Origin of the sequence: Pseudomonas sp. 22082 (genome assembly GCF_052046055.1) — a bacterium.
Lineage (GTDB): Bacteria > Pseudomonadota > Gammaproteobacteria > Pseudomonadales > Pseudomonadaceae > Aquipseudomonas > Aquipseudomonas pharyngis.
Genome location: NZ_JBQEQB010000005.1, coordinates 32189 through 56090 on the forward strand (window position 1 = coordinate 32189; position 23902 = coordinate 56090).

Genomic DNA, 23902 nt, shown 5'->3' on the forward strand with positions numbered 1-23902 from the left:
TTGTCCGCTCAAGTCATCGCGATTGACGCAATGGGCGGGGACTTCGGTCCCCGCAGCATTGTTCAGGCCAGCCTTGCTTGCCTTTCTGCTACACCCTCGCTGCACCTGACCCTCGTCGGTCAACCTTCCCTTCTTGAAGAACTGATCACCGGCCAATCGGCTGCCGATCGCGCGCGCCTGACGATTGTCCCGGCGTCCGAAGTCATCACCATGGACGAAAAACCTGCCCAGGCCCTGCGTGGCAAGCCGGACTCGTCGATGCGTGTCGCCCTCGAGTTGCTGCGTGATGGCAAGGTCCAGGCCTGTGTCAGTGCCGGCAATACCGGGGCACTGATGGCCCTGTCGCGATTCGTGCTCAAGACCCTGCCGGGGATCGATCGTCCGGCCATGGTCGCCGCCATCCCCACCCAAAAAGGCTACTGCCAGTTGCTTGATCTCGGCGCCAACGTCGATTGCAGTGCCGAGCACTTGTTGCAGTTCGCCGTGATGGGGTCCGTGGCCGCGCAAACCCTTGGCATTGCCCGTCCGCGTGTTGCGCTGCTGAATATCGGCACCGAAGACATCAAGGGCAATCAGCAGGTCAAACTGGCTGCGACGTTGCTGCAGGCTGCACGGGGCATTAACTACATCGGTTTCATCGAAGGTGACGGCTTGTATCGCGGCGAGGCGGATGTGGTGGTTTGCGACGGTTTTGTCGGCAATATACTGCTCAAGTCCAGCGAAGGCCTGGCGACGATGATCGCTGCGCGTATCGAGGCCTTGTTCAAGAAAAACTTCGCTTCCCGTGCTGTTGGCGCTCTGGCGCTGCCATTGATGAAGCGTCTGCAGGCTGATCTGGCGCCAGCGCGACATAACGGCGCAAGCTTCCTCGGCTTGCAGGGGATTGTCGTGAAAAGTCACGGTTCGGCCGGGGTTCAGGGGTTTCAGAGTGCGATTCAGCGAGCGCTGATCGAGATTCAGGAGAATCTTCCCGAGCGCCTGCACGGCCGACTGGAGGATTTGTTGTCTTAGGCGTTTTCGTCGGACAATGCTTAAATGTGACCGCCCGGTTCAAAGGGCCATCCAACTGTCAGTTTCTTGCGTCCCTCTAGCGGGATGCCATTTTTCCGACGACAAGATCATTAGGGGCTTGTTACATGTCTGCTTCCCTCGCATTCGTCTTTCCAGGACAGGGTTCGCAGTCCCTCGGCATGCTGGCCGAGCTGGGCGCGCAACATCCACTGATCCTCGAAACTTTCAAAGAAGCATCCGATGCTCTGGGCTATGACCTGTGGGCACTGACCCAGCAGGGCCCGGAAGAGCTGCTCAATCAAACCGACAAAACCCAACCGGCCATTCTGACCGCTTCGATCGCCCTGTGGCGTCTGTGGCTGGCGGAAGGTGGCGCGCGTCCGGCCTTCGTTGCTGGTCACAGCCTGGGTGAATACAGCGCGCTGGTCGCTGCCGGCAGCCTGAGCCTGGCCGACGCGGTAAAGCTCGTCGAGCGCCGTGGCCAGTTGATGCAGGAAGCCGTACCGGCCGGGCAGGGCGGCATGGCTGCCATCCTCGGTCTGGAAGATGCTGACGTTCTCGCTGCCTGTGCCGAAGCAGCACAAGGCGAAGTGGTCAGCGCGGTGAACTTCAACTCCCCGGGCCAGGTAGTGATCGCCGGTGCCAAGGCTGCCGTTGAGCGTGCCATCGAAGGCTGCAAGGCCCGTGGCGCCAAGCGTGCCATGCCGCTGCCGGTCAGCGTGCCGTCGCACTGTGAACTGATGCGCCCGGCTGCCGAGCGCTTCGCCGAGTCCATCGCTGCCATCGACTGGCAGGCACCGCAGATCCCTGTGGTGCAGAACGTCAGCGCCCAGGTGCCGGCGGATCTGGAAACCCTCAAGCGTGATCTGCTGGAGCAACTCTACAAGCCGGTTCGCTGGGTTGAATCGGTCCAGACCCTGGCCGCCAAAGGCGCGACCAACCTGGTCGAATGTGGCCCTGGCAAAGTGCTGGCCGGTCTGAACAAACGTTGCGCCGAAGGCGTTTCGACTTCCAACCTCAATACCCCAGACGCTTTCGCTGCTGCTCGCGCAGCGGCTGTCTGAATCAGGAGAAGCTTGCATGAGTCTGCAAGGTAAAGTTGCACTGGTCACCGGCGCAAGCCGTGGCATCGGCCAGGCTATCGCACTGGAACTGGGTCGTCAGGGCGCCATCGTTGTCGGCACCGCGACTTCCGCTTCGGGCGCCGAGCGTATTGCTGCGACCCTGAAGGAAAACGGCATTCAGGGCGCAGGTTTCGAACTGAACGTCACCAGCGACGAATCGGTTACCAAGGTACTGGCGAGCATCCAGGAGCAGTTCGGTGCTCCGGTGGCGATTCTGGTCAACAATGCCGGCATCACCCGCGATAACCTGATGATGCGCATGAAAGACGACGAGTGGTACGACGTGATCGATACCAACCTGAACAGTCTGTATCGCCTGTCCAAGGGCGTTTTGCGCGGCATGACCAAGGCGCGTTGGGGCCGAATTATCAGTATTGGCTCGGTGGTGGGTGCCATGGGCAACGCTGGCCAAGTAAACTATGCAGCCGCCAAGGCCGGGCTGGAAGGTTTCAGCCGTGCCATGGCGCGTGAAGTCGGTTCGCGTTCGATTACGGTCAACTCGGTAACCCCAGGGTTCATCGACACCGATATGACGCGCGAGCTGCCTGAAGCACAGCGTGAAGCCTTGCAGACGCAGATTCCGCTGGGCCGTCTGGGACAAGCTCAAGAGATCGCGTCCGTGGTCGCTTTTCTTGCATCCGACGGTGCGGCATACGTGACCGGGGCTACAATCCCGGTTAACGGCGGGATGTACATGTAATTCAAATGTGACGGATTGCTTCAAAAAAATGTCATACGAGCTGTCTAAAATCCGTTATAAAGCTGCAATCTATTTATAGGCAGAGGGCCGCAGGGTTTGAGGAGTGAAGCTTTCAGTTGAAAAGCTGAAAAGTCTTTCTATACACTTACCCACTGGCCAGCTGCCTGAATTTGTCCATTAGGAGTGAAAACAAGGTATGAGCACCATCGAAGAGCGCGTCAAGAAAATCGTTGCCGAGCAACTGGGTGTTAAAGAAGAAGAAGTGGTCAACACCGCTTCCTTCGTAGAAGACCTGGGTGCCGACTCCCTTGACACCGTTGAGCTGGTGATGGCTCTGGAAGAGGAATTCGAGACCGAAATCCCTGACGAAGAAGCTGAGAAGATCACTACTGTACAAGCTGCAATCGACTACGTTACTAGCCACCAGGCGTAATAGTTTGTAATCGTTGCTTGCTGTCATGGAAAAACCGCACTGCCATCATGGCGTGCGGTTTTTTCTTTAGGCCTGATGCAAAGTCGTCATTTGAAAAAGGAGAGTGCTGTGTCGCGTAGACGCGTCGTAGTCACCGGTATGGGTATGTTGTCGCCACTGGGCACGGATGTGCCGAGCAGTTGGCAGGGCATTCTGGCTGGCCGCAGTGGCATTGGTCTGATCGAACACACCGACCTTTCTGCCTATTCCACCCGCTTTGGCGGCTCGGTAAAGGGCTTCAATGTCGAGGAATACCTGTCGGTCAAGGAAGCGCGCAAGCTCGACCTGTTCATTCAGTACGGTCTGGCGGCCGGCTTTCAAGCCGTACGCAATGCCGGTCTGGAAGTCACCGATGCCAACCGTGAACGCATTGGCGTGGCCATGGGTTCGGGTATCGGCGGTCTGACCAACATCGAAGAAACCAGCCGCACCCTGCACGAGACCGGCCCGCGCCGGATTTCTCCGTTCTTTGTGCCTGGCTCGATCATCAATATGATTTCCGGTTTCCTGTCCATCCACCTGGGTGCACAGGGGCCTAACTACGCCATCGCCACGGCGTGTACCACCGGTACGCACTGCATCGGCATGGCGGCGCGCAATATCATGTACGACGAAGCCGACGTGATGATTGCCGGCGGTGCCGAGATGGCCGCGTGCGGTCTGGGCATGGGCGGCTTTGGTGCTTCCCGTGCGCTGTCGACCCGCAACGACGAGCCGACCCGCGCCAGCCGTCCGTGGGACAAGGGCCGTGACGGCTTCGTGCTGTCCGACGGCGCCGGTGCCCTGGTGCTCGAAGAGCTCGAACACGCCAAGGCCCGTGGCGCGACCATCTATGCCGAGCTGATTGGTTTCGGCACCAGTGGCGACGCCTTCCACATGACTTCGCCACCCGCCGACGGCGCCGGTGCGGCACGTTGCATCACCAACGCGCTGCGCGATGCGAAGATTAACGTCGATCAAGTGCAATACATCAACGCCCACGGCACTTCGACCCCGGCCGGCGACCTCGCTGAAGCCAACGCGATCAAGTCGGTGTTCGGTGATCACGCCTACAAGCTGGCGGTCAGCTCCACCAAGTCCATGACCGGTCACCTGCTCGGTGCGGCGGGCGCGGTCGAGGCGATCTTCAGCGTGCTGGCGATCAACAGCCAGGTGGCGCCACCGACCATCAACCTCGAAGAGCCGGACGAAGGCTGCGACCTCGATTTCGTGCCGCACACCGCGCGCAACATGGACATCGATGTCGTGCTGTCCAACTCGTTCGGATTTGGCGGTACCAACGGCACGTTGGCGTTCCGTCGGTTCGCCGGCTGATGGACTGCTGGGTCGACGGTCTGCCGGCTGACGCTCTGTCGCTGAAAGATCGCGGCCTGGCTTACGGCGACGGTCTGTTCGAGACCATCGCCGTGCGTGGCGGCCAGCCGTTGCTGCTGGATCGGCATCTGACGCGTCTGGCCGACGGCTGTGCGCGTCTGGCCATCGCAGCCGACATCGAGCGGGTTCGCCATGAGCTGCAATCCTATGCCGCCGCGATGGGCGAGGGCGTGCTCAAGCTCATCCTCACCCGTGGCGACGGATTGCGCGGTTATGCGCCGGATCCTTCGGCGCAGGGCCGACGCATTCTGCAAGGCAATCCTCCCGCCGCTTATCCAGCGGCCCACGCCGAACAGGGCGTTCGCCTGTTTCCTTGCAGCACGCGTTTGTCCAGACAGCCGTTGCTCGCCGGGCTCAAACACCTCAATCGACTGGAGCAGGTCATTGCCCGCGCCGAATGGCGGGACAGTGAGCACGCCGAAGGTTTGATGCTCGATCAGGCAGGTCGCGTGATCGAGGGAGTCTTCAGCAACCTGTTCCTGGTGCGTGACGGTGTGCTGATCACGGCGGACCTGAAACGTTGCGGCGTGGCCGGCGTGATGCGCGCAGAAATATTGTTTCAGGCCGAGTCCCTGGGCATTCCCGTGCAAATCACCGACATCCCCCTCGAACAGCTGCAATGGGCTGATGAAGTCTTTGTCTGCAACAGCGTGTATGGCGTCTGGCCGGTACGCGCCTGTGCTGCTCTGAGCTGGCCGGTTGGCCCGCTCACCCGTAAACTGCAAACCATTGCCCGCGCGCTACTGGATGCCTGATTCGTGAGACGTAAACTTTTGCTGCTGCTGGAAACCGGACTGGTTCTGGCAGGGCTGCTGTTGGGCGCCAGCGCCTGGAAGATTCATTCGGCACTGGAACAGCCCCTGAACATCACGCAGGAAGAACTGCTGGATGTGCCCAAGGGATCCACCCCGACCCGTACTTTTCTTGGACTCGAAGCCGATGGCGTCATCAAGGACGCGTTCTGGCTGCGGGTCTATTGGCGTTTCAACCTCGCCGGCACGCCGATTCACAGCGGTGAATACCGCATGCAGCCGGGCATGACCGTCAACGGCCTGATCGACCTGTGGAAGCGTGGCGATGTGGTTCAGTACAGCCTGACTCTGGTCGAAGGCTGGAATTTCCATCAAGTGCGCGCCGCGCTGGCCAAGGATGAAAAGATCGAACAGACCCTCAATGGTCTGAGTGACAGCGAGGTCATGGCCAAAATCGGTCACAAGGGTCTGTTCCCTGAAGGCCGCTTCTTCCCCGACACCTACCGCTTCGTGCGCGGTGTGACTGATACCGAACTGCTGAAAAAGGCCTTCGACCGCCTCGACGAAGTGCTGGCCAAGGAGTGGGAAAAGCGCTCCGCCGACGTGCCTTACACCGAGCCCTATCAAGCGCTGATCATGGCGTCGCTGGTGGAAAAGGAAACGGGCGTGCCTCAGGAACGTGGCCAGATTGCCGGAGTCTTTGTGCGTCGCATGGCGCTGGGCATGCAGCTGCAGACCGACCCGACGGTGATCTACGGCCTGGGCGACCGCTACAACGGCAAACTGACTCGCGCCCACCTCAAGGAAGCCACGCCGTACAACACGTACATGATTCCCGGCCTGCCGCCGACGCCGATTGCCATGGTCGGACGTGAAGCCATTCACGCGGCTCTCAACCCGGTGGATGGCACCAGCCTCTACTTCGTTGCCCGTGGCGATGGCAGCCACGTGTTCTCCGATGACCTGGACGCGCACAACAACGCGGTGCGCGAGTATCAGCTCAAGCGGCGCGCGGATTACCGCTCCAGCCCGGCGCCGACGACAGCGCCCGAGGCCGCTCCGGCAGCCGAGGAGGCGATACCTGCCGCCTCACCCGATACTGCACCGGAATCGTTGCCGCAGCCGCCTGCTCAAGCGCCTGCACCGACGCCGGAACCAGAAGCGTCCGCTCCCCAAAACACGCAATGACTTTGATTAAGGACTGCCTGTGACTGGCTTGTTTATTACCCTGGAAGGCCCGGAAGGCGCCGGCAAAAGCACCAACCGCGAATACCTCGCCGAGCGCCTGCGCGCCGCCGGTATCGAAGTGGTGCTGACCCGCGAGCCCGGCGGTACGCCGCTGGCCGAGCGCATTCGTGAGGTGTTGCTGGCCCCGGTCGACGAAGTGATGAACCCGGACACCGAGCTGCTGCTGGTGTTCGCCGCCCGTGCCCAGCATCTGGCTGAAGTCATTCGCCCGGCACTGGCCCGTGGTGCGGTGGTGCTGTGTGATCGTTTCACCGATTCGACTTACGCCTATCAGGGTGGCGGCCGCGGCTTGTCGCTGGAGCGCATCGCGGCGCTGGAGACTTTCGTGCAGGGCGATCTGCGTCCCGACCTGACGCTGATATTCGATCTGCCGGTGGAAATCGGCCTGGCCCGGGCCAGCGCCCGAGGTCGTCTGGATCGTTTCGAGCTGGAAGGCCGTGAGTTTTTTGAAGCCGTACGCAGTGCGTTCCTCAAGCGCGCGGAAGCCGATCCGGCGCGTTACGTGCGGATCGATGCCGGTCAGCCGTTGGCCAAGGTTCAACAATCGCTGGATACCCTGATTCCGAACTTGCTGGAGCTGAGCCGTGGCTGAGGCCTATCCGTGGCAGGACAGCCTCTGGCAGCAACTGGCCGGGCGCACTCAGCACGCTCACGCGTATCTGCTGCACGGGCCGGCCGGGATCGGCAAGCGTGCGCTGGCCGAGCGGCTGATGGCCAGCCTGTTGTGCCAGCGTCCGACGCCTGAAGCCTGCGGCGAGTGCAAATCCTGCCTGCTGCTCAAGGCCGGCAGCCACCCGGACAATTACATCCTCGAACCGGAGGAAGCGGACAAGGCGATCAAGGTCGACCAGGTGCGCGATCTGGTCAGTTTCGTGGTGCAAACCGCGCAACTGGGCGGGCGCAAGGTGGTGCTGATCGAGCCGGTGGAGTCGATGAACATCAACGCCGCCAACGCCTTGCTCAAGAGCCTTGAGGAGCCGTCCGGCGATACCGTGCTGTTACTGGTCAGCCACCAGCCGAGCCGGTTGTTGCCGACCATCAAGAGCCGCTGCGTGCAGCAGGCCTGTCCGCTGCCGAGCGAATCCATGAGCCTGCAATGGCTGGCTCAGGCACTGCCGGAATGTTCCGAAGACGAACGGGTCGAACTGTTGACCCTGGCCGCCGGCTCGCCGTTGGCCGCCGTCACGTTGCAGGGGCAGGGCGTACGTGAACAGCGCGCGCAGGTGGTGGAAGGCGTGAAGAAGCTGCTCAAGCAGCAGCAATCGCCGACGCAATTGGCCGAGGAGTGGAAAAACATTCCGATGCTGCGGCTGTTCGATTGGTTCTGCGACTGGTCGAGCCTGATCCTGCGCTATCAATTGACCCAGGACGAAGCGGGCCTCGGCCTGACCGACATGCGCAAGGTCGTGCAGTATCTGGCGCAGAAAAGTGCCCAGGCTAAAGTGCTGGATATTCAGGACTGGATTCTCGCCCAGCGCCAGAAAGTCCTGAGCAAGGCCAACCTCAACGCGGCGTTGCTGCTGGAAGCGTTGCTGGTGCAATGGGCGAGCTTGCCTGGCCAAAGATAAGAATGTGTACCTAGACTCTGAACATCAGCAGTGGAGGTCAACATGAATGAACCCGTCAGTCCGGGGCCGCGCAACGGCATCTTGTCCCTGACCATCAAGGACAAGTCGGTCCTCTACGCCGCCTACATGCCGTTCATCAAGAACGGCGGCCTGTTCATCCCGACCAACAAGAACTACAAGTTGGGCGACGAGGTGTTCATGCTGCTGAACCTGATGGACGAGGCGGAGAAGATTCCGGTGGCCGGCAAAGTCGCCTGGATCACCCCCAAAGGCGCGCAGGGCAACCGCGCGGCCGGCGTCGGTGTGCAATTCAACGATGGCGACAACACCGCCCGCAGTCGCATCGAAACTCATCTGGCCGGAGCCCTGAAATCCGACCGTCCCACTCATACGATGTAAGTTGCAGTCCTTTTTATGCTCGTAGATTCCCATTGTCACCTTGATCGCCTCGACCTCGCCGCTCACGACGGTTCCCTGGATGCCGCACTGGATGCGGCCCGCGAACGCGGCGTCGGGCATTTCCTGTGCATCGGCGTCAGCGCCGACAACGCGGCCGACGTTAAAGCCCTCGCCGAGCGTTACGACGATGTCGATTGTTCGGTCGGCGTGCATCCGCTGGATGTGCAGCCGGGCGCGGCGCCGGCGCTGGGCTGGCTGTTGCACGAGCTCAATCACCCGAAAGTGGTGGCGATCGGCGAAACCGGTCTGGACTACCACTACGAGCCGGAAGCCGCCGAGCTTCAGCAGGAGTCGTTCCGTCTGCACCTGCAAGCCGCGCAGCAGACCGGCAAGCCGGTGATCATCCACACCCGCGGCGCCCGCGCCGACACGCTCGAGTTGTTGCGCGAAGCCGCTTTGCCCCAGGCCGGCGTGTTGCATTGCTTCACCGAAGACTGGGACATGGCCAAGGCAGCGCTGGACATGGGTTATTACATTTCCCTGTCGGGCATCGTCACCTTCCGTAATGCCGATGCGCTGCGCGATGTAGCGAGCAAGGTTCCGGCCGATCGCCTGCTGGTGGAAACCGATTCACCGTACCTGGCGCCGATCCCGTATCGCGGCAAGCCGAACCTGCCGCAATACGTGCGGGAAGTGGCAGAGTTTCTGGCGATGCTGCGCGGCGAGAACTATGAGCGTTTTGCCGAGCAGACCACCGAGAACTTCAAGCGACTGTTTCCGCTGGCGAATGTAAAAGCCTGAATCGCAGGCAAAAAAAACCCGGGTTCTGGGGGGTGAATCCGGGTTAAGACCATTAGGAGTAAAACAAAGGCACGCGGTCCCTTGGTACCTTTACCGGCACGACACTTGGGGGAGATGTCGCCCGACAGTTCAAGTATTGATCAGTCTGGCGCCGAGTCCAGTTGGCTGGCCGGGGTTTTTAAACAAATTTGGAATACGTTCGCTTCGGTTATGTTCTCATTCCCCTCGAAACGTTCGTGAAATGAACAAGAAACACAGATATGGTCGGATGATCCGTGCATTTTTGCGCAAGTTAGGCATAATACGCGGCTTCGAATTTTGACCCCTACAGACCTTTTCTTATGCACAAAGAACCTCGTAAGGTCCGTGAGTTTCGTCGCCGCGAGCAAGAAATTCTCGATACCGCGCTCAAGCTGTTCCTCGAACAAGGTGAAGACAGTGTCACCGTCGAGATGATTGCTGATGCCGTGGGTATCGGCAAAGGCACGATTTACAAGCACTTCAAGTCCAAGGCCGAGATCTACCTGCGCCTGATGCTCGATTACGAGCGCGACTTGAACGAGCTGTTGCACTCGGCCGATGTCGACAAGGACAAGGAAGCGCTGTCCCGTGCCTACTTTGAATTCCGCATGCGCGACCCGCAGCGCTATCGCCTGTTCGATCGCCTGGAAGAGAAGGTGGTCAAGGGCAATCAGGTCCCCGAGATGGTCGAGGAGCTGCACAAGATCCGTGCCTCGAACTTCGAACGCCTGACGCTGCTCATCAAGGGCCGCATCAGCGAAGGCAAGCTCGAAGACGTGCCGCCATACTTCCATTACTGCGCATCCTGGGCGCTGGTGCACGGCGCGGTGGCGCTGTATCACTCGCCGTTCTGGAGCAATGTGCTGGAAGATCAGGAAGGTTTCTTCCAGTTCCTGATGGATATCGGCGTGCGTATGGGCAACAAGCGCAAGCGCGACCCTGAAACGCCAAGCAGCTGAATCATTCAGTTGCCTTATGCGCCGTGTTTTTCGCTACATGGCGCAGTACCGCAGGAATATACTCAGGCTTAGGGCTTGCTAAAACTTGAATTGTGAGTCAAGTTTTAGCCGCTCGATTTTCCATCGCCGGAGTGCTTCATGATCGTTGACCGTCAAGGCAGGCGTTTTCGCAATTTGCGGATCAGTCTGACTTCAGCCTGCAATTACGCCTGTACCTACTGCGTGCCCAACGGCAAGCGGCTGGTGGCTGCGCAGGATGAACTGTCGGCCGAGGCCATGGCACGTGGCGTAGCCTATCTGATCGAAGCCGCGGGCATCGAGCGCCTGCGCATCACCGGCGGCGAGCCGCTGGTCAGCCCCAAACTCGAATCTTTCATGAGCGCCGTCGGCAGGATGGGCCTGGAAGACATCAGCCTGACCACCAACGGCCAGCTCCTGGCGAAAAAACTTCCGTTGCTGGTCGATGCCGGCCTGCGGCGCATCAACGTTTCCCTCGATACTCTGGACGCCGGCGCGTTCCGCAGCATCGCCCGTGGCGGCGACCTGGCCACCGTGCTGGATGGCATGGATCAGGCCGCAGCGGCGGGGATGAAGATCAAGGTCAACATGGTGCCGTTGCGCGGGCAGAACCTCGACCAGGTGCTGCCGCTGCTCGATTACTGCCTCGAGCGTGGCTTTGAACTGCGTTTCATCGAGCTGATGCGCATGGGCCACCTGGCCACTGATTCCAACGCCTTCCTGCAGCAGTTCGTCAGCTTGCAACAGCTGCTGAGCCTGATCGGCGAACATTACGAGTACGCGCAAACCGACGCGCCGGTGGATGCCACGGCAGTTCGCTATGCGATTCCCGGTCTGGGCAATTTCGGCGTGATCGCCAACGAAAGCGTGCCGTTCTGCCGAACCTGTTCGCGCCTGCGCCTGTCGTCCACCGGATGGCTGCATGGGTGCCTGTCGTCGAGCAACCGCCACTATGTCGGTGACCTGCTCGACAAGCCGCGCCATGAGGCGCTGCCGGCGTTGCAACGATTGCTGGTCAAGGCGTTGGGCGACAAGCAGGAAGTCGCGTTCTCCGGCGGCGCCACCGTCATGAAGATCATCGGCGGCTGAAAATCCTCATCGCGAGNTCCCACAGGTAAATGCTATTTCCTGTGGGAGCGAGCCTGCTCGCGATTACGATCGAAAAAACGACGAAGATCTGGAGGTGGCGCAAAAGCTGCATCCTACGGCCATTCGCCGGTTTTCCGTCACCGGCTTCTGGAGGATTAGGATGCGTAGCCTGGTTTTGCTGCTGGCCGTTTTGGCGCTGGGCGGCTGTATGACTGTCAGTGACATGGCCGAAGGGACTCGCTACCAGATGAGCGACGCGGGTCTGCTGGACCACAGCGACAGCCGTCGCGTGAACAATTTCCGCATTCAGCCGGATTCGTTCATCTACATCGCGCAAGGCTCGTTCGCGCCGCCGGGTGGTTCTTACCCGCGCCCCAACGTAGTGGCCGAAGAGGCCTTCAAAGGCTTCGTCGAATACTTCCCGATGGTCCGCCGCGCCCGTGCGCCGGAAGGCCTCGACCAGGCAATGGGCGAAGCGCGCGACGCCGGTGCCCACTACTTGCTGTACACCCGTTTCGCCAAGGCCGACGACCGCATCGGCAACTCCGATGAATGGCTCGATCAGGAAGCCGTGGACCGCCTCGGTATCGACGGTGGCGTGATTCAGATCATGTTGATCGAGACCAGCACCCAGTATTTGATTGATACTGCACGGATCAAGAGTCGTGGCGGTTTACTGACGTTCCACGACAACAAGCCCGAAGACCTGATCGGCCCACCGCTTGCGCAGTACGCGCGCAGCCTGCTGGGCGTCGGGGACCAGTAATTCAAAGGAGTACGCCATGAGTGGTCCGCAAAAAGCCAATGACCTGTTGGGACAAATCCCCAAAACCAAAGGCTTGCCGCCGGTGCACTTGTGGAACCCGGATTTCTGCGGCGATATCGACATGCGCATCGCCCGTGACGGCACCTGGTACTACCTGGGTACGCCGATCGGGCGCAAGCCGATGGTCAAGCTGTTCTCCACCATCATCCGCCGCGACGGCGATGATTATTTCCTGATTACTCCGGTTGAGAAAGTCGGGATCAAGGTCGATGACGCGCCATTCGTGGCGATTGCCGTCGAGGTGGAAGGCGAGGGTGAGGCGCAAGTGCTGCGCTTCACCACCAACGTCGATGAAACAACGGAAGCCGGCCCGGAGCATCCGATCCGGGTCGAGATTGATCCAGCGACGCAAGAACCTGCGCCTTACGTGCATGTCCGCACCAATCTCGAAGCGCTGATCCACCGCAACGTGTTCTACCAGTTGGTGGAGCTGGCAGTCAGCCGTGAAATCGATGGCCAGCGCTGGCTCGGCGTCTGGAGCGGTGGCGTGTTCTTCCGCATCGGCCTCGAACCTTAAAAAAACCGCAGTCTGTGAAAGCAGGCTGCGGTTTTTTGTCGTTGACTCTCAATCGTATGATGATTAGCGTAGGCACCCACAGCGAACGGCTTCGGGGTGTCCATGTCGAGCAGTTTTCACGCATCAACGGTTGACTGGCTGGGCGCCTGGATTGCTGCCGGCCAGGTGAAGCCGGGGCAGGCGATCAAGGTCGAGGCCGATCTGGGCGAGCAGCTCGGGGTCAGCCGCACCGTGATCCGCGAAGCCATCAAGACCCTGGTCGCCAAAGGCATGCTCGAAGTCGGGCCGAAGGTCGGCACGCGGGTGCTGCCGATCAAGCGCTGGAACCTGTTCGATCCGCAAGTGGTGGGCTGGCTGTCACGCAGCGGCTTGCCGGAAAATTTCGTCGATGACCTGCTCGACCTGCGCCGTACCATCGAACCGATGGCGGTGCGCTGGGCCTGCGAGCGGGCGACCGTCGAACAGGTGCAAGCCGTGCAGCAGGCTTACAACGCGCTGGAACGGGCGGTCGACAGCGGCATCGATTACAACCGCGCCGACCAGTTCTTCCACGAATGCATTCTCGCCGCGAGCCACAATCAATTCATCGAACAAATGGTGCCGGCCCTCGGTGCACTGCTTGCCGTGTCTTTCGAAGTCTCGGCGGCCGACCCTGACGAATTGCGCCGCACACTGCCCATCCACAAGGACATGGCCGACGCCATTGCCGCCCGGGATGCCGCGCGCGGGGTGTGGGCCTGCATGACCCTGATCGACAATGCCGACCTGGCCATCAAGCGGTTTTACCCGCAGGTGATGGCCGACAAGAAAGCCAGCTGACAAAAACAACAAGACAGGAGGTTGCATGACGTGGACTGCGGTGACAGAACATCGGGCGCAACTGGGCGAAGGCCCGTTCTGGGACGCACCAACCCAGGCGCTGTACTGGGTGGACATCGCCGGCAGGCAGGCGCTGCGGCTGATCGGGCAGAACGTGCAGATCTGGCAGATGCCGGAGCACGTCTCGGCGTTCATTCCCTGCGCCAGCGGCGACGCGCTGGTGACCCTGAGCAGCGGCGTTTATCGGCTTGATCTGGATTCCCCCGGACTTGAGCCGCGACTGACGCTGTTCTGCGTCGCCGACCCGCAACCGGGCAACCGCGCCAACGAGGCACGTTGCGACGGCCAGGGCCGCTTGTGGCTCGGCACCATGCAAAACAACATTGGCGAGCAGGGCGAGGATCTGCCGATCACCCGTCGTTCCGGCGGGCTGTTCCGCGTTGATCCGGATAAAAGGGTCACGCCATTGCTGCGCGGCCTGGGCATTCCCAACACGCTGCTCTGGAGCGACGACGGCACCACGCTGCTGTTCGGCGACAGCCTCGACAGCACCTTGTATCGTTATTTTATTCACACCGACGGCAACCTCGACACCGCCCAGCCCTGGTACAGCGCCGATCAGCACGGCGGCCCGGACGGTTCGGCGATGGACGCCGAAGGCTACGTGTGGAACGCCCGCTGGGACGGCAGCTGCCTGCTGCGCCTGACGCCGGATGGCCAGATTGATCGCAAGATCGACCTGCCGATCAGTCGCCCCACCAGTTGCGTGTTCGGCGGCGCTGACCTGAAAACCCTGTACATCACCAGCGCCAAAAGTCCGTTGAATCATCCGCTGGACGGCGCCGTACTGTCGCTGCAAGTGGATGTCGCCGGAAAGCTCTGCACGCGATTTGCCAGTTAAATCCCAAAATATGGGATACAAAATTATATATTGAGATTATTTGGCGGTCGGGTTTATAGTCGGTCCCAGCAGTAACACGCACTCACACTTAAAAAGAACAAAACAGGTGAAGTGATGCAGCGAATTTCCATCGCACTCCATAGCGGAGTCAGCGCTTCGGGCCGTCTCGGTGCCGCGGCGTGCGCTCGCCTGTCTTGTTCCACAAGCCTTCCAGACCGGACATCGTCAGATGCCCGGTTTTTTTATGCTTTCGAACAGGAGTCCTGATTCATGGCTGAACCACTATCCTTGCCACCGGTGCCCGAGCCACCGAAAGGTGAGCGCCTGAAAAACAAGGTCGTGCTGCTGACCGGCGCCGCCCAAGGCATCGGCGAAGCAATCGTCGCGACCTTCGCCTCGCAGCAGGCCAAACTGGTGATCAGCGATATCCAGGCTGAAAAGGTCGAGAAAGTCGCCGCGCACTGGCGCGAGCAGGGCGCCGATGTGCAGGCGATCAAGGCCGACGTCTCGCGTCAGCAGGATCTGCACGCCATGGCCAAACTGGCCATCGAGCTGCACGGCCGCATCGACGTGCTGGTGAATTGCGCCGGGGTCAATGTGTTCCGCGATCCGCTGGAAATGACCGAAGAAGACTGGAAACGCTGCTTCGCCATCGACCTCGACGGCGCCTGGTATGGCTGCAAGGCCGTATTGCCGCAGATGATCGAGCAAGGCATCGGCAGCATCATCAACATTGCGTCGACCCATTCCACGAACATAATTCCCGGCTGCTTTCCGTACCCGGTGGCCAAGCACGGCTTGCTCGGGCTGACCCGAGCGCTGGGCATCGAGTACGCGCCGAAGGGTATTCGGGTCAACGCGATTGCACCGGGCTACATCGAAACCCAACTCAACGTCGATTACTGGAACGGCTTTGCCGACCCGCACGCCGAACGTCAACGGGCTTTCGATCTGCATCCGCCGAAACGCATCGGCCAGCCGATTGAAGTGGCGATGACCGCCGTGTTTCTGGCCAGCGATGAAGCGCCGTTCATCAATGCCTCGTGCATCACCATCGATGGTGGTCGCTCGGTGATGTACCACGACTGAAAATCCGGATTTCAGGTGGAAAGGTCCGCCTGAAATTCAATCATCATACGATATGACTATTGTCGTCATGATTCGCAGGAAACGCTTCGACCGCTTTAACGTTTTTCAAATAACGCTCAAGAAAAATAACAAGGAGTCTGCTTATGAAACGTCGTTTCGGGATTCGTACCCTGTGCAGTACCGCGCTGGCGGTTACTGCGTTCAGCCTGAGCAGTTCGCTGCTGGCCGCCGATCCGGTGAAGATCGGTTTCCTGGTCAAACAGGCCGAAGAGCCGTGGTTCCAGACTGAATGGGCCTTCGCCGAGAAAGCTGCCAAGGACAAAGGCTTCGAGCTGATCAAGATCGCCGTGCCGGACGGCGAGAAAACCCTTTCCGCCATCGATAGCCTCGCGGCCAACGGTGCCAAGGGCTTCGTCATCTGCCCGCCGGACGTGTCGCTCGGCCCGGCGATCATGGCCAAGGCCAAGCTCAATGACCTGAAAGTGATCGCCGTCGACGACCGCTTCGTCGATGCCAATGGCAAATTCATGGAGGACGTGCCGTACCTCGGCATGGCCGCCTTCGAAGTCGGCCAGAAGCAGGGCGCCGCCATGGCCGCCGAAGCGAAAAAGCGTAACTGGGACTGGAAAGACACCTACGCGGTGGTCAACACCTACAACGAACTCGATACCGGCAAGAAGCGCACCGACGGCTCGATGAAGGCCCTCGAAGACGCCGGCATGCCTAAAGAACACATTCTGACGGCCGCCCTGAAAACCCTCGACGTGCCGGGCAGCATGGACGCCACCAACTCGGCGCTGGTCAAGCTGCCGAGTGCGGCGAAGAACCTGATCATCGGCGGCATGAACGACAACACCGTGCTCGGCGGCGTACGCGCCACCGAAGCCGCCGGGTTTGCCGCGGCCAATGTGATCGGCATCGGCATCAACGGCACCGACGCCATCGGCGAATTGAAAAAGCCTAACAGCGGCTTCTACGGTTCGATGCTGCCGAGCCCGCACATCGAAGGCTACAAGACTGCCGAGATGATGTACGAGTGGGTCACCACCGGCAAGGAACCGCCGAAGTACACCGCGATGGACGACGTCACCCTGATCACCCGCGACAACTTCAAGCAGGAGCTGGAGAAGATCGGCCTGTGGAACTGACGGCAGCGGCGGCCCGGGCAGCCGGGCCGCTTGAACGGTGTGATGAGGTGGCTTAAATGCACGCGCAAGTACAGACACAAGAACACAGTGCCAGCGGTAGCCTGCGTTTCAACGGGATCGGCAAGACCTTTCCGGGCGTGAAGGCGCTGGACGGCATCAGTTTCGTCGCGCATCCCGGGCAGGTTCACGCCTTGATGGGCGAGAACGGCGCCGGCAAATCGACCCTGCTGAAGATCCTCGGCGGTGCCTACATCCCGAGCAGCGGCGAGCTGCAGATCGGCGAGCGGACGATGGCGTTCAAGTCCACCGCCGACAGCATCGGCAGCGGCGTGGCGGTGATTCACCAGGAGCTGCATCTGGTGCCGGAAATGACTGTGGCCGAGAACCTGTTCCTCGGTCACCTGCCGGCCAGCTTCGGCCTGATCAATCGCGGCGCGCTGCGCCAGCAGGCATTGGCATGCCTCAAAGGCCTGGCCGATGAAATCGATCCGCAGACCAAGGTCGGACGCCTGTCCCTCGGACAGCGGCAACTGGTGGAAATCGCCAAGGCGTTGTCCCGAGGCGCGCATGTGATTGCTTTTGACGAACCGACCAGCAGCCTCTCGGCGCGGGAAATCGACCGCTTGATGGCGATCATCGGCCGGCTGCGCGACGAGGGCAAAGTGGTGCTCTACGTCTCCCATCGCATGGAAGAAGTATTCCGCATCTGCGACGCGGTGACGGTGTTCAAGGATGGCCGCTACGTGCGCACTTTCGAGGACATGAGCCAGCTGACCCACGATCAACTGGTGACCTGCATGGTCGGGCGCGACATTCAGGACATCTACGATTATCGCGGTCGCCCGCGCGGCGCCGTGGCGCTGAGAGTCGATGGCTTGCTCGGCCCGGGCCTGCGCGAGCCGATCAGTTTCGATGCGCACAAAGGCGAGATTCTGGGCCTGTTCGGACTGGTCGGGGCCGGGCGCACCGAGCTGTTTCGGCTGCTCAGCGGTCTTGAGCGCAACACCGCCGGACGCCTGGAATTGCGCGGTCATGAACTAAAACTGCGTTCGCCCCGCGATGCGATTGCCGCCGGGATTCTGTTGTGCCCGGAAGACCGCAAGAAGGAAGGCATCATCCCGCTGGCCAGCGTCGCCGAGAACATCAACATCAGTGCGCGCGGTGCGCATTCCGGTCTCGGCTGCCTGCTGCGCGGGATCTGGGAGAAGGGCAACGCCGAGAAACAGATCAAGGCCCTGAAAGTGAAAACGCCCCACGCCGGGCAACAGATCAAGTTCCTGTCCGGCGGCAATCAGCAGAAAGCCATTCTCGGCCGCTGGCTGTCGATGCCGATGAAAGTGCTGCTGCTCGACGAGCCGACCCGGGGCATCGACATCGGTGCCAAGGCCGAGATCTACCAGATCATCCATAACCTGGCCGCCGACGGTATTTCGGTGATCGTGGTGTCCAGCGATCTGATGGAAGTCATGGGTATTTCCGACCGCATTCTGGTGCTGTGCGAGGGCGCCCTGCGTGGCGAAGTCAGCCGCGACCAGGCCAACGAATCCAACCTGCTGCAACTGGCTTTGCCGCGCCAACGCGCTGACGGCGTGGCGAACTGAGAGGTGACTATGATGACAACCCAAAACGAAACCCTGCCGACCGAGCGCAAACCTCTGGATATGCGGCGCTTCCTCGATGACTGGGTGATGCTGCTGGCGGCGGTGGGCATTTTTGTCGCCTGCACCTTGCTGATCGACAACTTCCTTTCGCCGCTGAACATGCGTGGCCTGGGGCTGGCGATCTCCACTACCGGGATCGCCGCGTGCACCATGTTGTATTGCCTGGCGTCGGGGCATTTCGACTTGTCGGTGGGTTCGGTAATCGCCTGCGCCGGGGTGGTGGCGGCGGTGGTGATGCGTGACACCAACAGCGTGTTTCTCGGCGTCAGCGCCGCGCTGGTGATGGGCCTGATCGTCGGCTTGATCAACGGCATCGTGATCGCCAAGTTGCGGGTCAACGCGTTGATCACGACGCTGGCGACCATGCAGATCGTCCGTGGCCTGGCTTACATCTTTGCCAACGGCAAAGCGGTGGGCGTTTCGCAGGAATCGTTCTTCGTGTTCGGCAACGGTCAGTTGTTCGGTGTGCCGGTGCCGATCCTGATCACCATCGTCTGCTTCCTGTTTTTCGGCTGGTTGCTGAACTACACGACCTACGGGCGCAACACCATGGCCATCGGCGGCAACCAGGAAGCAGCGTTGCTGGCGGGGGTGAATGTTGACCGGACGAAGATCATCATCTTCGCGGTGCATGGCGTGATTGGTGCGTTGGCGGGGGTGATTCTGGCATCGCGGATGACTTCGGGTCAGCCGATGATTGGCCAGGGGTTTGAGCTGACGGTGATTTCGGCTTGCGTGCTGGGCGGGGTGTCGCTGAGTGGCGGGATCGGGATGATCCGGCACGTGATTGCCGGGGTGCTGATTCTGGCGATTATCGAGAATGCGATGAATCTGAAAAATATCGACACTTTTTATCAGTATGTGATTCGTGGGTCGATTTTGCTGTTGGCTGTGGTTATCGACCGTCTGAAACAGCGTTGAGATCAAAGTTCTTCTGACCCTCTCCTTCGGGGGAGGGTGCTTTCAACGCCACGCCTTCTGTCTCCTTCCCCAAAATATCCCTTGCCCGCCGCAACCCGTTTCGGTTATCACTTTGTACATGATTAGACAGGTACGATTTGACAAGAAACAACGGGTGGTCGACGAGCTCGTCCGACGCATCGAAAGCGGCCTCATGGAGGACGGCTTTCTGTTGCCCGGCGAGCATCAGTTGGCTCAGGAATTCAACGTCAGCCGTGGCACGTTGCGCGAAGCGCTGGCCGAACTGAAACGGCGCAAATACATCGCCACGCAAAGCGGGGTGGGCTCCATCGTCACGTTTGACGGTGTGGTGCTCGACCAGCGCAGCGGCTGGGCCCAGGCCCTGGCCGACAGCGGGGCGATGATCAATACCGACGTGCTGCGTCTGGAGGCCGTGACGCGTGCGGATCTGCTTGCGCGTTTCGGCTCCGATCAATTCATTCTTCTCGAACGTCGCCGCCGTTCCAACGACGGCACGGCGGTGTCCCTTGAACGCTCTCTGATGCCCGCCAGCGGAGGCCTGGAAAGCCTGCCGCGAGTGGGCCTGATCGATAACTCCCTGACCATCACCCTGGCCGCCTACGGTTACATCGGCGAGCGCGGCGATCAGTGGATCGGCGCCGAACCGCTCAACGCCGTGGACGCCGAACTGCTCGGCCGCCCCGAAGGCACGGTGTTCCTCAAGGCGCTGCGGACCACCTACGACCGGCAGAACCGTTTCATGGAACAGGTCGAAAGCCTGCTCGACCCGGTGCATTTCCGTCTGCACCTGCAATTTGGAGAATCGAAATGACCGCCCTCGACCGTGCCTTGGGCGCGTTTTATGGCCTTGCCCTGGGCGACGCGCTGGGCATGCCGACCCAATCCCTGAATCGCGAAACCATCAAGCAGCGCTTCGGCCAGATCACCGATCTACAGGACGCCGGGCCCTTGCAGCCGATTGCCGCGAACATGCCCAAGGGCTCGATCACCGATGACACCGAACAGGCGATTCTGGTCGGCGAGTTGCTGGTCGCAGGCAAGGGCCGGATCGAACCGGCGGTGCTCGCGCAACGGTTGATCGAATGGGAAGCCGAGATGCAGGCCAAGGGCTCGCAGGACTTGCTCGGCCCGTCGACCAAGCGTGCGATTGAAATGATCCTCGCCGGCCACTCGCCGGAAGAGGCCGGGCGCTACGGCACCACCAACGGCGCCGCGATGCGCATCACCCCGGTGGGCATCGCGGCGGATGTCGCCGACCCCGAGCGCTTCATTGCGGCGGTGGTGCAGGCCTGTCAGGTCACTCACAACACCACGCTGGGGATTTCCAGCGCGGCGGCGGTGGCGGCGGTGGTCTCGGCCGGCATCAACGGTCTGGATCTGGGTGAGGCGCTGAACCTCGGTCAGCAGATCGCCCAGCAAGCGGAATCGCACGGACACTGGGTGGCCGGCGGGCGCATCGCCTCGCGGATCAGTTGGGCGCGCAGCATCAGTGTCGAGAGCGACCCGGTGTTGCTCGCGGATCTGCTGTACGACGTGATCGGCACCTCGGTGGCCTCGCAGGAGTCGGTAGTGGTGTCATTCGCCCTCGCGCAGCAAGTCGCGGTCGGCGAAATGACACCGTTCGATGCGCTGTGCATGGCCGCGAGCCTCGGTGGTGACACCGACACCATCGCCGCGATTCTCGGTGCCATGCTCGGGGCCTGCCTGGGCTTGCAGAACTGGCCGGCACCGATGATCGAGACGGTGAAGGCCGTCAATGGTCTGGAGCTGGAACCGTTGGTGACAGGGCTGTTGGCCTTGCGCTGATTGAACTGACGCCATCGTCGGATCGCCGCCCGGAGCAAGCTCGCTCCCACAAGTACGGCGTTATCCCTGTGGGAGCGAGCCTGCTCGCGATGGACGCACCACAAACCCTGAATATTCACCCGCAATGGATCGCGCAGACAGGCCCAGGAAGGCCGGGATTTCTTGTCGTTCTGCGTCATTGCCACAACCACAATAAAGGCAAACAGGAGCATTTTTCATGAGTTCATCGAACGCCGGACAAAGCGCCGGGCAACTGGAAACCCGGGGCATCGAACCGGTGCCGGAAGGCGAGTGCAACGGCCATCCACTGCAACTGTTCTGGGTCTGGTTCGCGGCCAACATTTCCATCCTCGGCCTGCCGCTGGGCGCCACGCTGGTTGCGTTTCGCGGCCTGGCGATCTGGCAGGCGATCATCGTCGCGATCCTCGGCGCTGCCGGTTCGTTCGCGGTGGTGGGGATCATCTCGATTGCTGGCCGTCGCGGTCGTGCGCCGAGTCTGACTTTGTCGCGGGCAATCTTCGGTGTGCGCGGCAATATTGGCCCGACGCTGGTGTCGCTGATGTCGCGCCTGGGCTGGGAAACCGTCAACACCACCACCGCCGCGTTCGTGCTGCTGTCGTTGTGCTCGATCCTGTTCGGCTCGCCGGTGGAAGCCAAAAGCGCGCCGGTGCTGACCCTGATCTTCATCGCGATTTTCGTGCTGCTGACCCTGTCGGTATCCGGCCTCGGCCACGCCACGTTGCTGGTGATCCAGAAGTGGGCGACCTACGTGTTCGGTGCGCTGAACATTTTGGTGGGCGGCTTCCTCTGCGCGACCATCGACTGGAGCGCGGTGTTCAACGCCACGCCGGCGCCGATGAGCGCGATGATCATCGGCATCGGCACCATGGCCGCCGGCACCGGGATCGGTTGGGCGAATGCTGGCGCCGACATGTCGCGCTATCAGCATCGCAGCGTCAAAGCCGTGCGTCTGGTCGCGTCGGCGGCGTTCGGCGCGGGGATTCCGCTGGTGCTGCTGATCACCCTCGGTGGCCTGTTGTCTGTGGGCAACAACGACCTTGCTTCGGCGACTGACCCGATCGTAGCGATCCGCGACATGCTGCCGACCTGGATGGCCGTGCCGTACCTGATCACCGCATTCGGTGGCCTGCTGCTGTCGAACAACCTGTCGGTGTACTCCGCCGGCCTGACCACGCTGACCCTCGGCCTGAAGGTCAAGCGCGTGTACGCGGTGGTGGTCGACATCGTGGCGATCTTCGCCGGTTCGATCTACTTCATGCTGATCGCCGACAGTTTCTACGGTCCGTTCATTACCTTCATTTCCCTGCTGGCAGTGCCGATCACTGCGTGGGTCGGGATCTTCGTGGTCGACCTGATTCACCGTCACTACTACAGCCCGAAAGACCTGCTCGACGTCAGCCCGAGCAGCGCCTACTGGTACAGCGGCGGCATCGAGTGGCGTGCATTCGGCGCGTGGGCGATCGCCATCGTGCTGGGCTTCAGTTTCACCACCATCGGCACCACGGCTGAAAATGTCTGGTTCAAGGGCTTCCTGTCCGACTCCTGGCTGGGCCATAACGGCCTCGGCTGGATCGTGACGTTCGTGGTCGCCGGCGGCATTTACTTCGTACTCGGCGGGGCAAGAGATCGCCGCGCTGCGCAATCCGAGAATGCTCATGCCTAAGATGTTGCACACCGGCCAGGTCATCATCGACCTGGTCATGGCCGTGGAAGCGCTGCCGCAAATCGGCGGTGACGTGCTGGCGCAGTCCGCCAGTTTCGAAGCCGGCGGCGGCTTCAATGTGATGGCCGCTGCTGTGCGCAACGGCTTGCCGGTGGTCTATCTGGGTCGCCACGGCAACGGGCGTTTCGGAGATTTGGCGCGGCAGGCGATGAACGCCGAAGGCATCCGCATCGGCATCGACCAGCCTGCAGAGCGTGACACCGGGATCTGCGTGGCGCTGACCGATGCGTCGGCCGAGCGCAGTTTCATTTCCTACATCGGCGCTGAAGGCGAGGTCACGGCGGCGGAGCTGAACAGCGTTGCCGCCGAGTCGGGAGATTACGTCTACGTCAGCGGCTACAGCCTGCTGCACAGCGGCAAGGCCCAGGCGTTGCTGGACTGGACGCTGGCGCTGCCGAGGACAATCAACGTGGTGTTCGATCCGGGCCCGCTGGTGGAATCGCCGGATTCACCGATGATGCAGGCATTGCTACCGCGCATCGATGTGTGGACCAGCAACAGCGTCGAGGCGCTGCGTTTCACTGGCGCGGCGGACATCGAAACCGCGCTGGACCGCTTGGCCGTGCACCTGCCGCCGGAGGTGCTGATGGTGGTACGCGACGGCCCGCAGGGTTGCTGGATTCATCAGCGCGGCGAGCGTCAGCATGTGCCGGGTTTCAAGGTGCAGGCAGTGGATAGCAACGGCGCGGGCGATGCGCATGCCGGGGTGTTTGTGGCCGGGCTGGCGCGAGGGTTGTCTGCGCAGAAAGCTGCACGGCGCGCCAACGCTGCGGCTGCATTGGCCGTTACCCGCTGGGGCCCGGCGACCGCGCCTGGCACTGCCGAGGTTGATGTGCTGATCAGCAAAAAATGCACTGACTGAACGATCGCAATCGCTGGCTTGCCAGCGATAAGGCCTTCAGCCGTTACATCC

At 61.2% G+C, this 23902-nt stretch carries 25 protein-coding genes; all 25 read left to right on the forward strand.

Annotated elements, in window-relative coordinates; translation table 11 throughout:
* The 25 genes from plsX (at position 1) to ACTJK9_RS07610 (ending at position 23851) form a co-directional block, all read left to right on the forward strand.
* On the forward strand, positions 1-1011 hold the full coding sequence (gene plsX / locus ACTJK9_RS07490; protein WP_085612125.1) for a phosphate acyltransferase PlsX: 1011 nt from the start codon (positions 1-3) through the stop codon (positions 1009-1011).
* Positions 1012-1136: 125 nt separating this feature from the next.
* On the forward strand, positions 1137-2075 hold the full coding sequence (fabD, locus tag ACTJK9_RS07495; protein ID WP_007950787.1) for an ACP S-malonyltransferase: 939 nt from the start codon (positions 1137-1139) through the stop codon (positions 2073-2075).
* 16 nt (positions 2076-2091) lie between these two features.
* A complete protein-coding gene (gene fabG, locus ACTJK9_RS07500) occupies positions 2092-2835 on the forward strand; it encodes a 3-oxoacyl-ACP reductase FabG (protein ID WP_007950790.1) in 744 nt (247 codons plus the stop codon).
* 196 nt (positions 2836-3031) lie between these two features.
* Entirely contained in the window at positions 3032-3268 is a 237-nt protein-coding gene (acpP, locus tag ACTJK9_RS07505; RefSeq protein WP_003175607.1) for an acyl carrier protein, read from the forward strand.
* A 108-nt stretch (positions 3269-3376) separates the two neighbouring features.
* Positions 3377-4621, forward strand: a complete 1245-nt coding sequence (gene fabF / locus ACTJK9_RS07510) for a beta-ketoacyl-ACP synthase II (RefSeq protein WP_041475396.1) — start codon at positions 3377-3379, stop codon at positions 4619-4621.
* Entirely contained in the window at positions 4621-5436 is an 816-nt protein-coding gene (gene pabC, locus ACTJK9_RS07515; protein WP_085612126.1) for an aminodeoxychorismate lyase, read from the forward strand. Before fabF ends, pabC begins: the two co-directional genes overlap by 1 nt.
* Before the next feature lie 3 nt (positions 5437-5439).
* Positions 5440-6621 (forward strand): endolytic transglycosylase MltG, encoded by a 1182-nt coding sequence (mltG, locus tag ACTJK9_RS07520; protein WP_085612127.1) that lies wholly within the window; start codon positions 5440-5442, stop codon positions 6619-6621.
* A gap of 19 nt (positions 6622-6640) precedes the next feature.
* Positions 6641-7273 carry a dTMP kinase gene (gene tmk, locus ACTJK9_RS07525; protein ID WP_007950797.1) on the forward strand — a complete coding sequence of 211 codons (633 nt, stop codon included), beginning with the start codon at positions 6641-6643 and terminating at the stop codon, positions 7271-7273.
* Entirely contained in the window at positions 7266-8249 is a 984-nt protein-coding gene (locus ACTJK9_RS07530; RefSeq protein WP_085612128.1) for a DNA polymerase III subunit delta', read from the forward strand. Before tmk ends, ACTJK9_RS07530 begins: the two co-directional genes overlap by 8 nt.
* Before the next feature lie 42 nt (positions 8250-8291).
* On the forward strand, positions 8292-8648 hold the full coding sequence (locus tag ACTJK9_RS07535) for a PilZ domain-containing protein (protein ID WP_039770657.1): 357 nt from the start codon (positions 8292-8294) through the stop codon (positions 8646-8648).
* A gap of 15 nt (positions 8649-8663) precedes the next feature.
* A complete protein-coding gene (locus tag ACTJK9_RS07540; protein ID WP_085612129.1) occupies positions 8664-9449 on the forward strand; it encodes a TatD family hydrolase in 786 nt (261 codons plus the stop codon).
* A 341-nt stretch (positions 9450-9790) separates the two neighbouring features.
* Complete coding sequence (locus tag ACTJK9_RS07545) at positions 9791-10429, forward strand: TetR/AcrR family transcriptional regulator (RefSeq protein WP_007950805.1); 639 nt, start codon at positions 9791-9793, stop codon at positions 10427-10429.
* Between the two features lie 138 nt (positions 10430-10567).
* Positions 10568-11536 carry a GTP 3',8-cyclase MoaA gene (locus ACTJK9_RS07550; RefSeq protein WP_039770652.1) on the forward strand — a complete coding sequence of 323 codons (969 nt, stop codon included), beginning with the start codon at positions 10568-10570 and terminating at the stop codon, positions 11534-11536.
* A 160-nt stretch (positions 11537-11696) separates the two neighbouring features.
* The gene (locus ACTJK9_RS07555) at positions 11697-12302 is read left to right on the forward strand and encodes a DUF4823 domain-containing protein (protein WP_007950810.1); all 606 of its coding nucleotides are present in this window, start codon (positions 11697-11699) and stop codon (positions 12300-12302) included.
* 16 nt (positions 12303-12318) lie between these two features.
* Positions 12319-12879, forward strand: a complete 561-nt coding sequence (locus ACTJK9_RS07560) for a DUF1285 domain-containing protein (protein WP_440813164.1) — start codon at positions 12319-12321, stop codon at positions 12877-12879.
* A 102-nt stretch (positions 12880-12981) separates the two neighbouring features.
* Complete coding sequence (locus ACTJK9_RS07565) at positions 12982-13698, forward strand: FadR/GntR family transcriptional regulator (protein WP_007950814.1); 717 nt, start codon at positions 12982-12984, stop codon at positions 13696-13698.
* Positions 13699-13723: 25 nt separating this feature from the next.
* Complete coding sequence (locus ACTJK9_RS07570; protein WP_236189951.1) at positions 13724-14599, forward strand: SMP-30/gluconolactonase/LRE family protein; 876 nt, start codon at positions 13724-13726, stop codon at positions 14597-14599.
* Between the two features lie 270 nt (positions 14600-14869).
* Positions 14870-15688, forward strand: a complete 819-nt coding sequence (locus tag ACTJK9_RS07575) for an SDR family oxidoreductase (RefSeq protein ID WP_011335425.1) — start codon at positions 14870-14872, stop codon at positions 15686-15688.
* Between the two features lie 143 nt (positions 15689-15831).
* Positions 15832-16836 (forward strand): substrate-binding domain-containing protein, encoded by a 1005-nt coding sequence (locus ACTJK9_RS07580; RefSeq protein ID WP_108562966.1) that lies wholly within the window; start codon positions 15832-15834, stop codon positions 16834-16836.
* 56 nt (positions 16837-16892) lie between these two features.
* Complete coding sequence (araG, locus tag ACTJK9_RS07585; RefSeq protein ID WP_440813166.1) at positions 16893-18437, forward strand: L-arabinose ABC transporter ATP-binding protein AraG; 1545 nt, start codon at positions 16893-16895, stop codon at positions 18435-18437.
* Between the two features lie 12 nt (positions 18438-18449).
* Complete coding sequence (araH, locus tag ACTJK9_RS07590) at positions 18450-19418, forward strand: L-arabinose ABC transporter permease AraH (RefSeq protein ID WP_011335422.1); 969 nt, start codon at positions 18450-18452, stop codon at positions 19416-19418.
* Between the two features lie 118 nt (positions 19419-19536).
* A complete protein-coding gene (locus ACTJK9_RS07595) occupies positions 19537-20250 on the forward strand; it encodes a GntR family transcriptional regulator (protein WP_064598527.1) in 714 nt (237 codons plus the stop codon).
* Positions 20247-21245 carry an ADP-ribosylglycohydrolase family protein gene (locus ACTJK9_RS07600; protein ID WP_440813169.1) on the forward strand — a complete coding sequence of 333 codons (999 nt, stop codon included), beginning with the start codon at positions 20247-20249 and terminating at the stop codon, positions 21243-21245. The genes ACTJK9_RS07595 and ACTJK9_RS07600 overlap by 4 nt, the downstream gene beginning before the upstream one ends.
* Positions 21246-21462: 217 nt before the next feature.
* On the forward strand, positions 21463-22929 hold the full coding sequence (locus ACTJK9_RS07605) for a purine-cytosine permease family protein (RefSeq protein WP_085683520.1): 1467 nt from the start codon (positions 21463-21465) through the stop codon (positions 22927-22929).
* Positions 22922-23851 (forward strand): PfkB family carbohydrate kinase, encoded by a 930-nt coding sequence (locus tag ACTJK9_RS07610; RefSeq protein ID WP_085612258.1) that lies wholly within the window; start codon positions 22922-22924, stop codon positions 23849-23851. Before ACTJK9_RS07605 ends, ACTJK9_RS07610 begins: the two co-directional genes overlap by 8 nt.
* Positions 23852-23902: the final 51 nt, after the last annotated feature.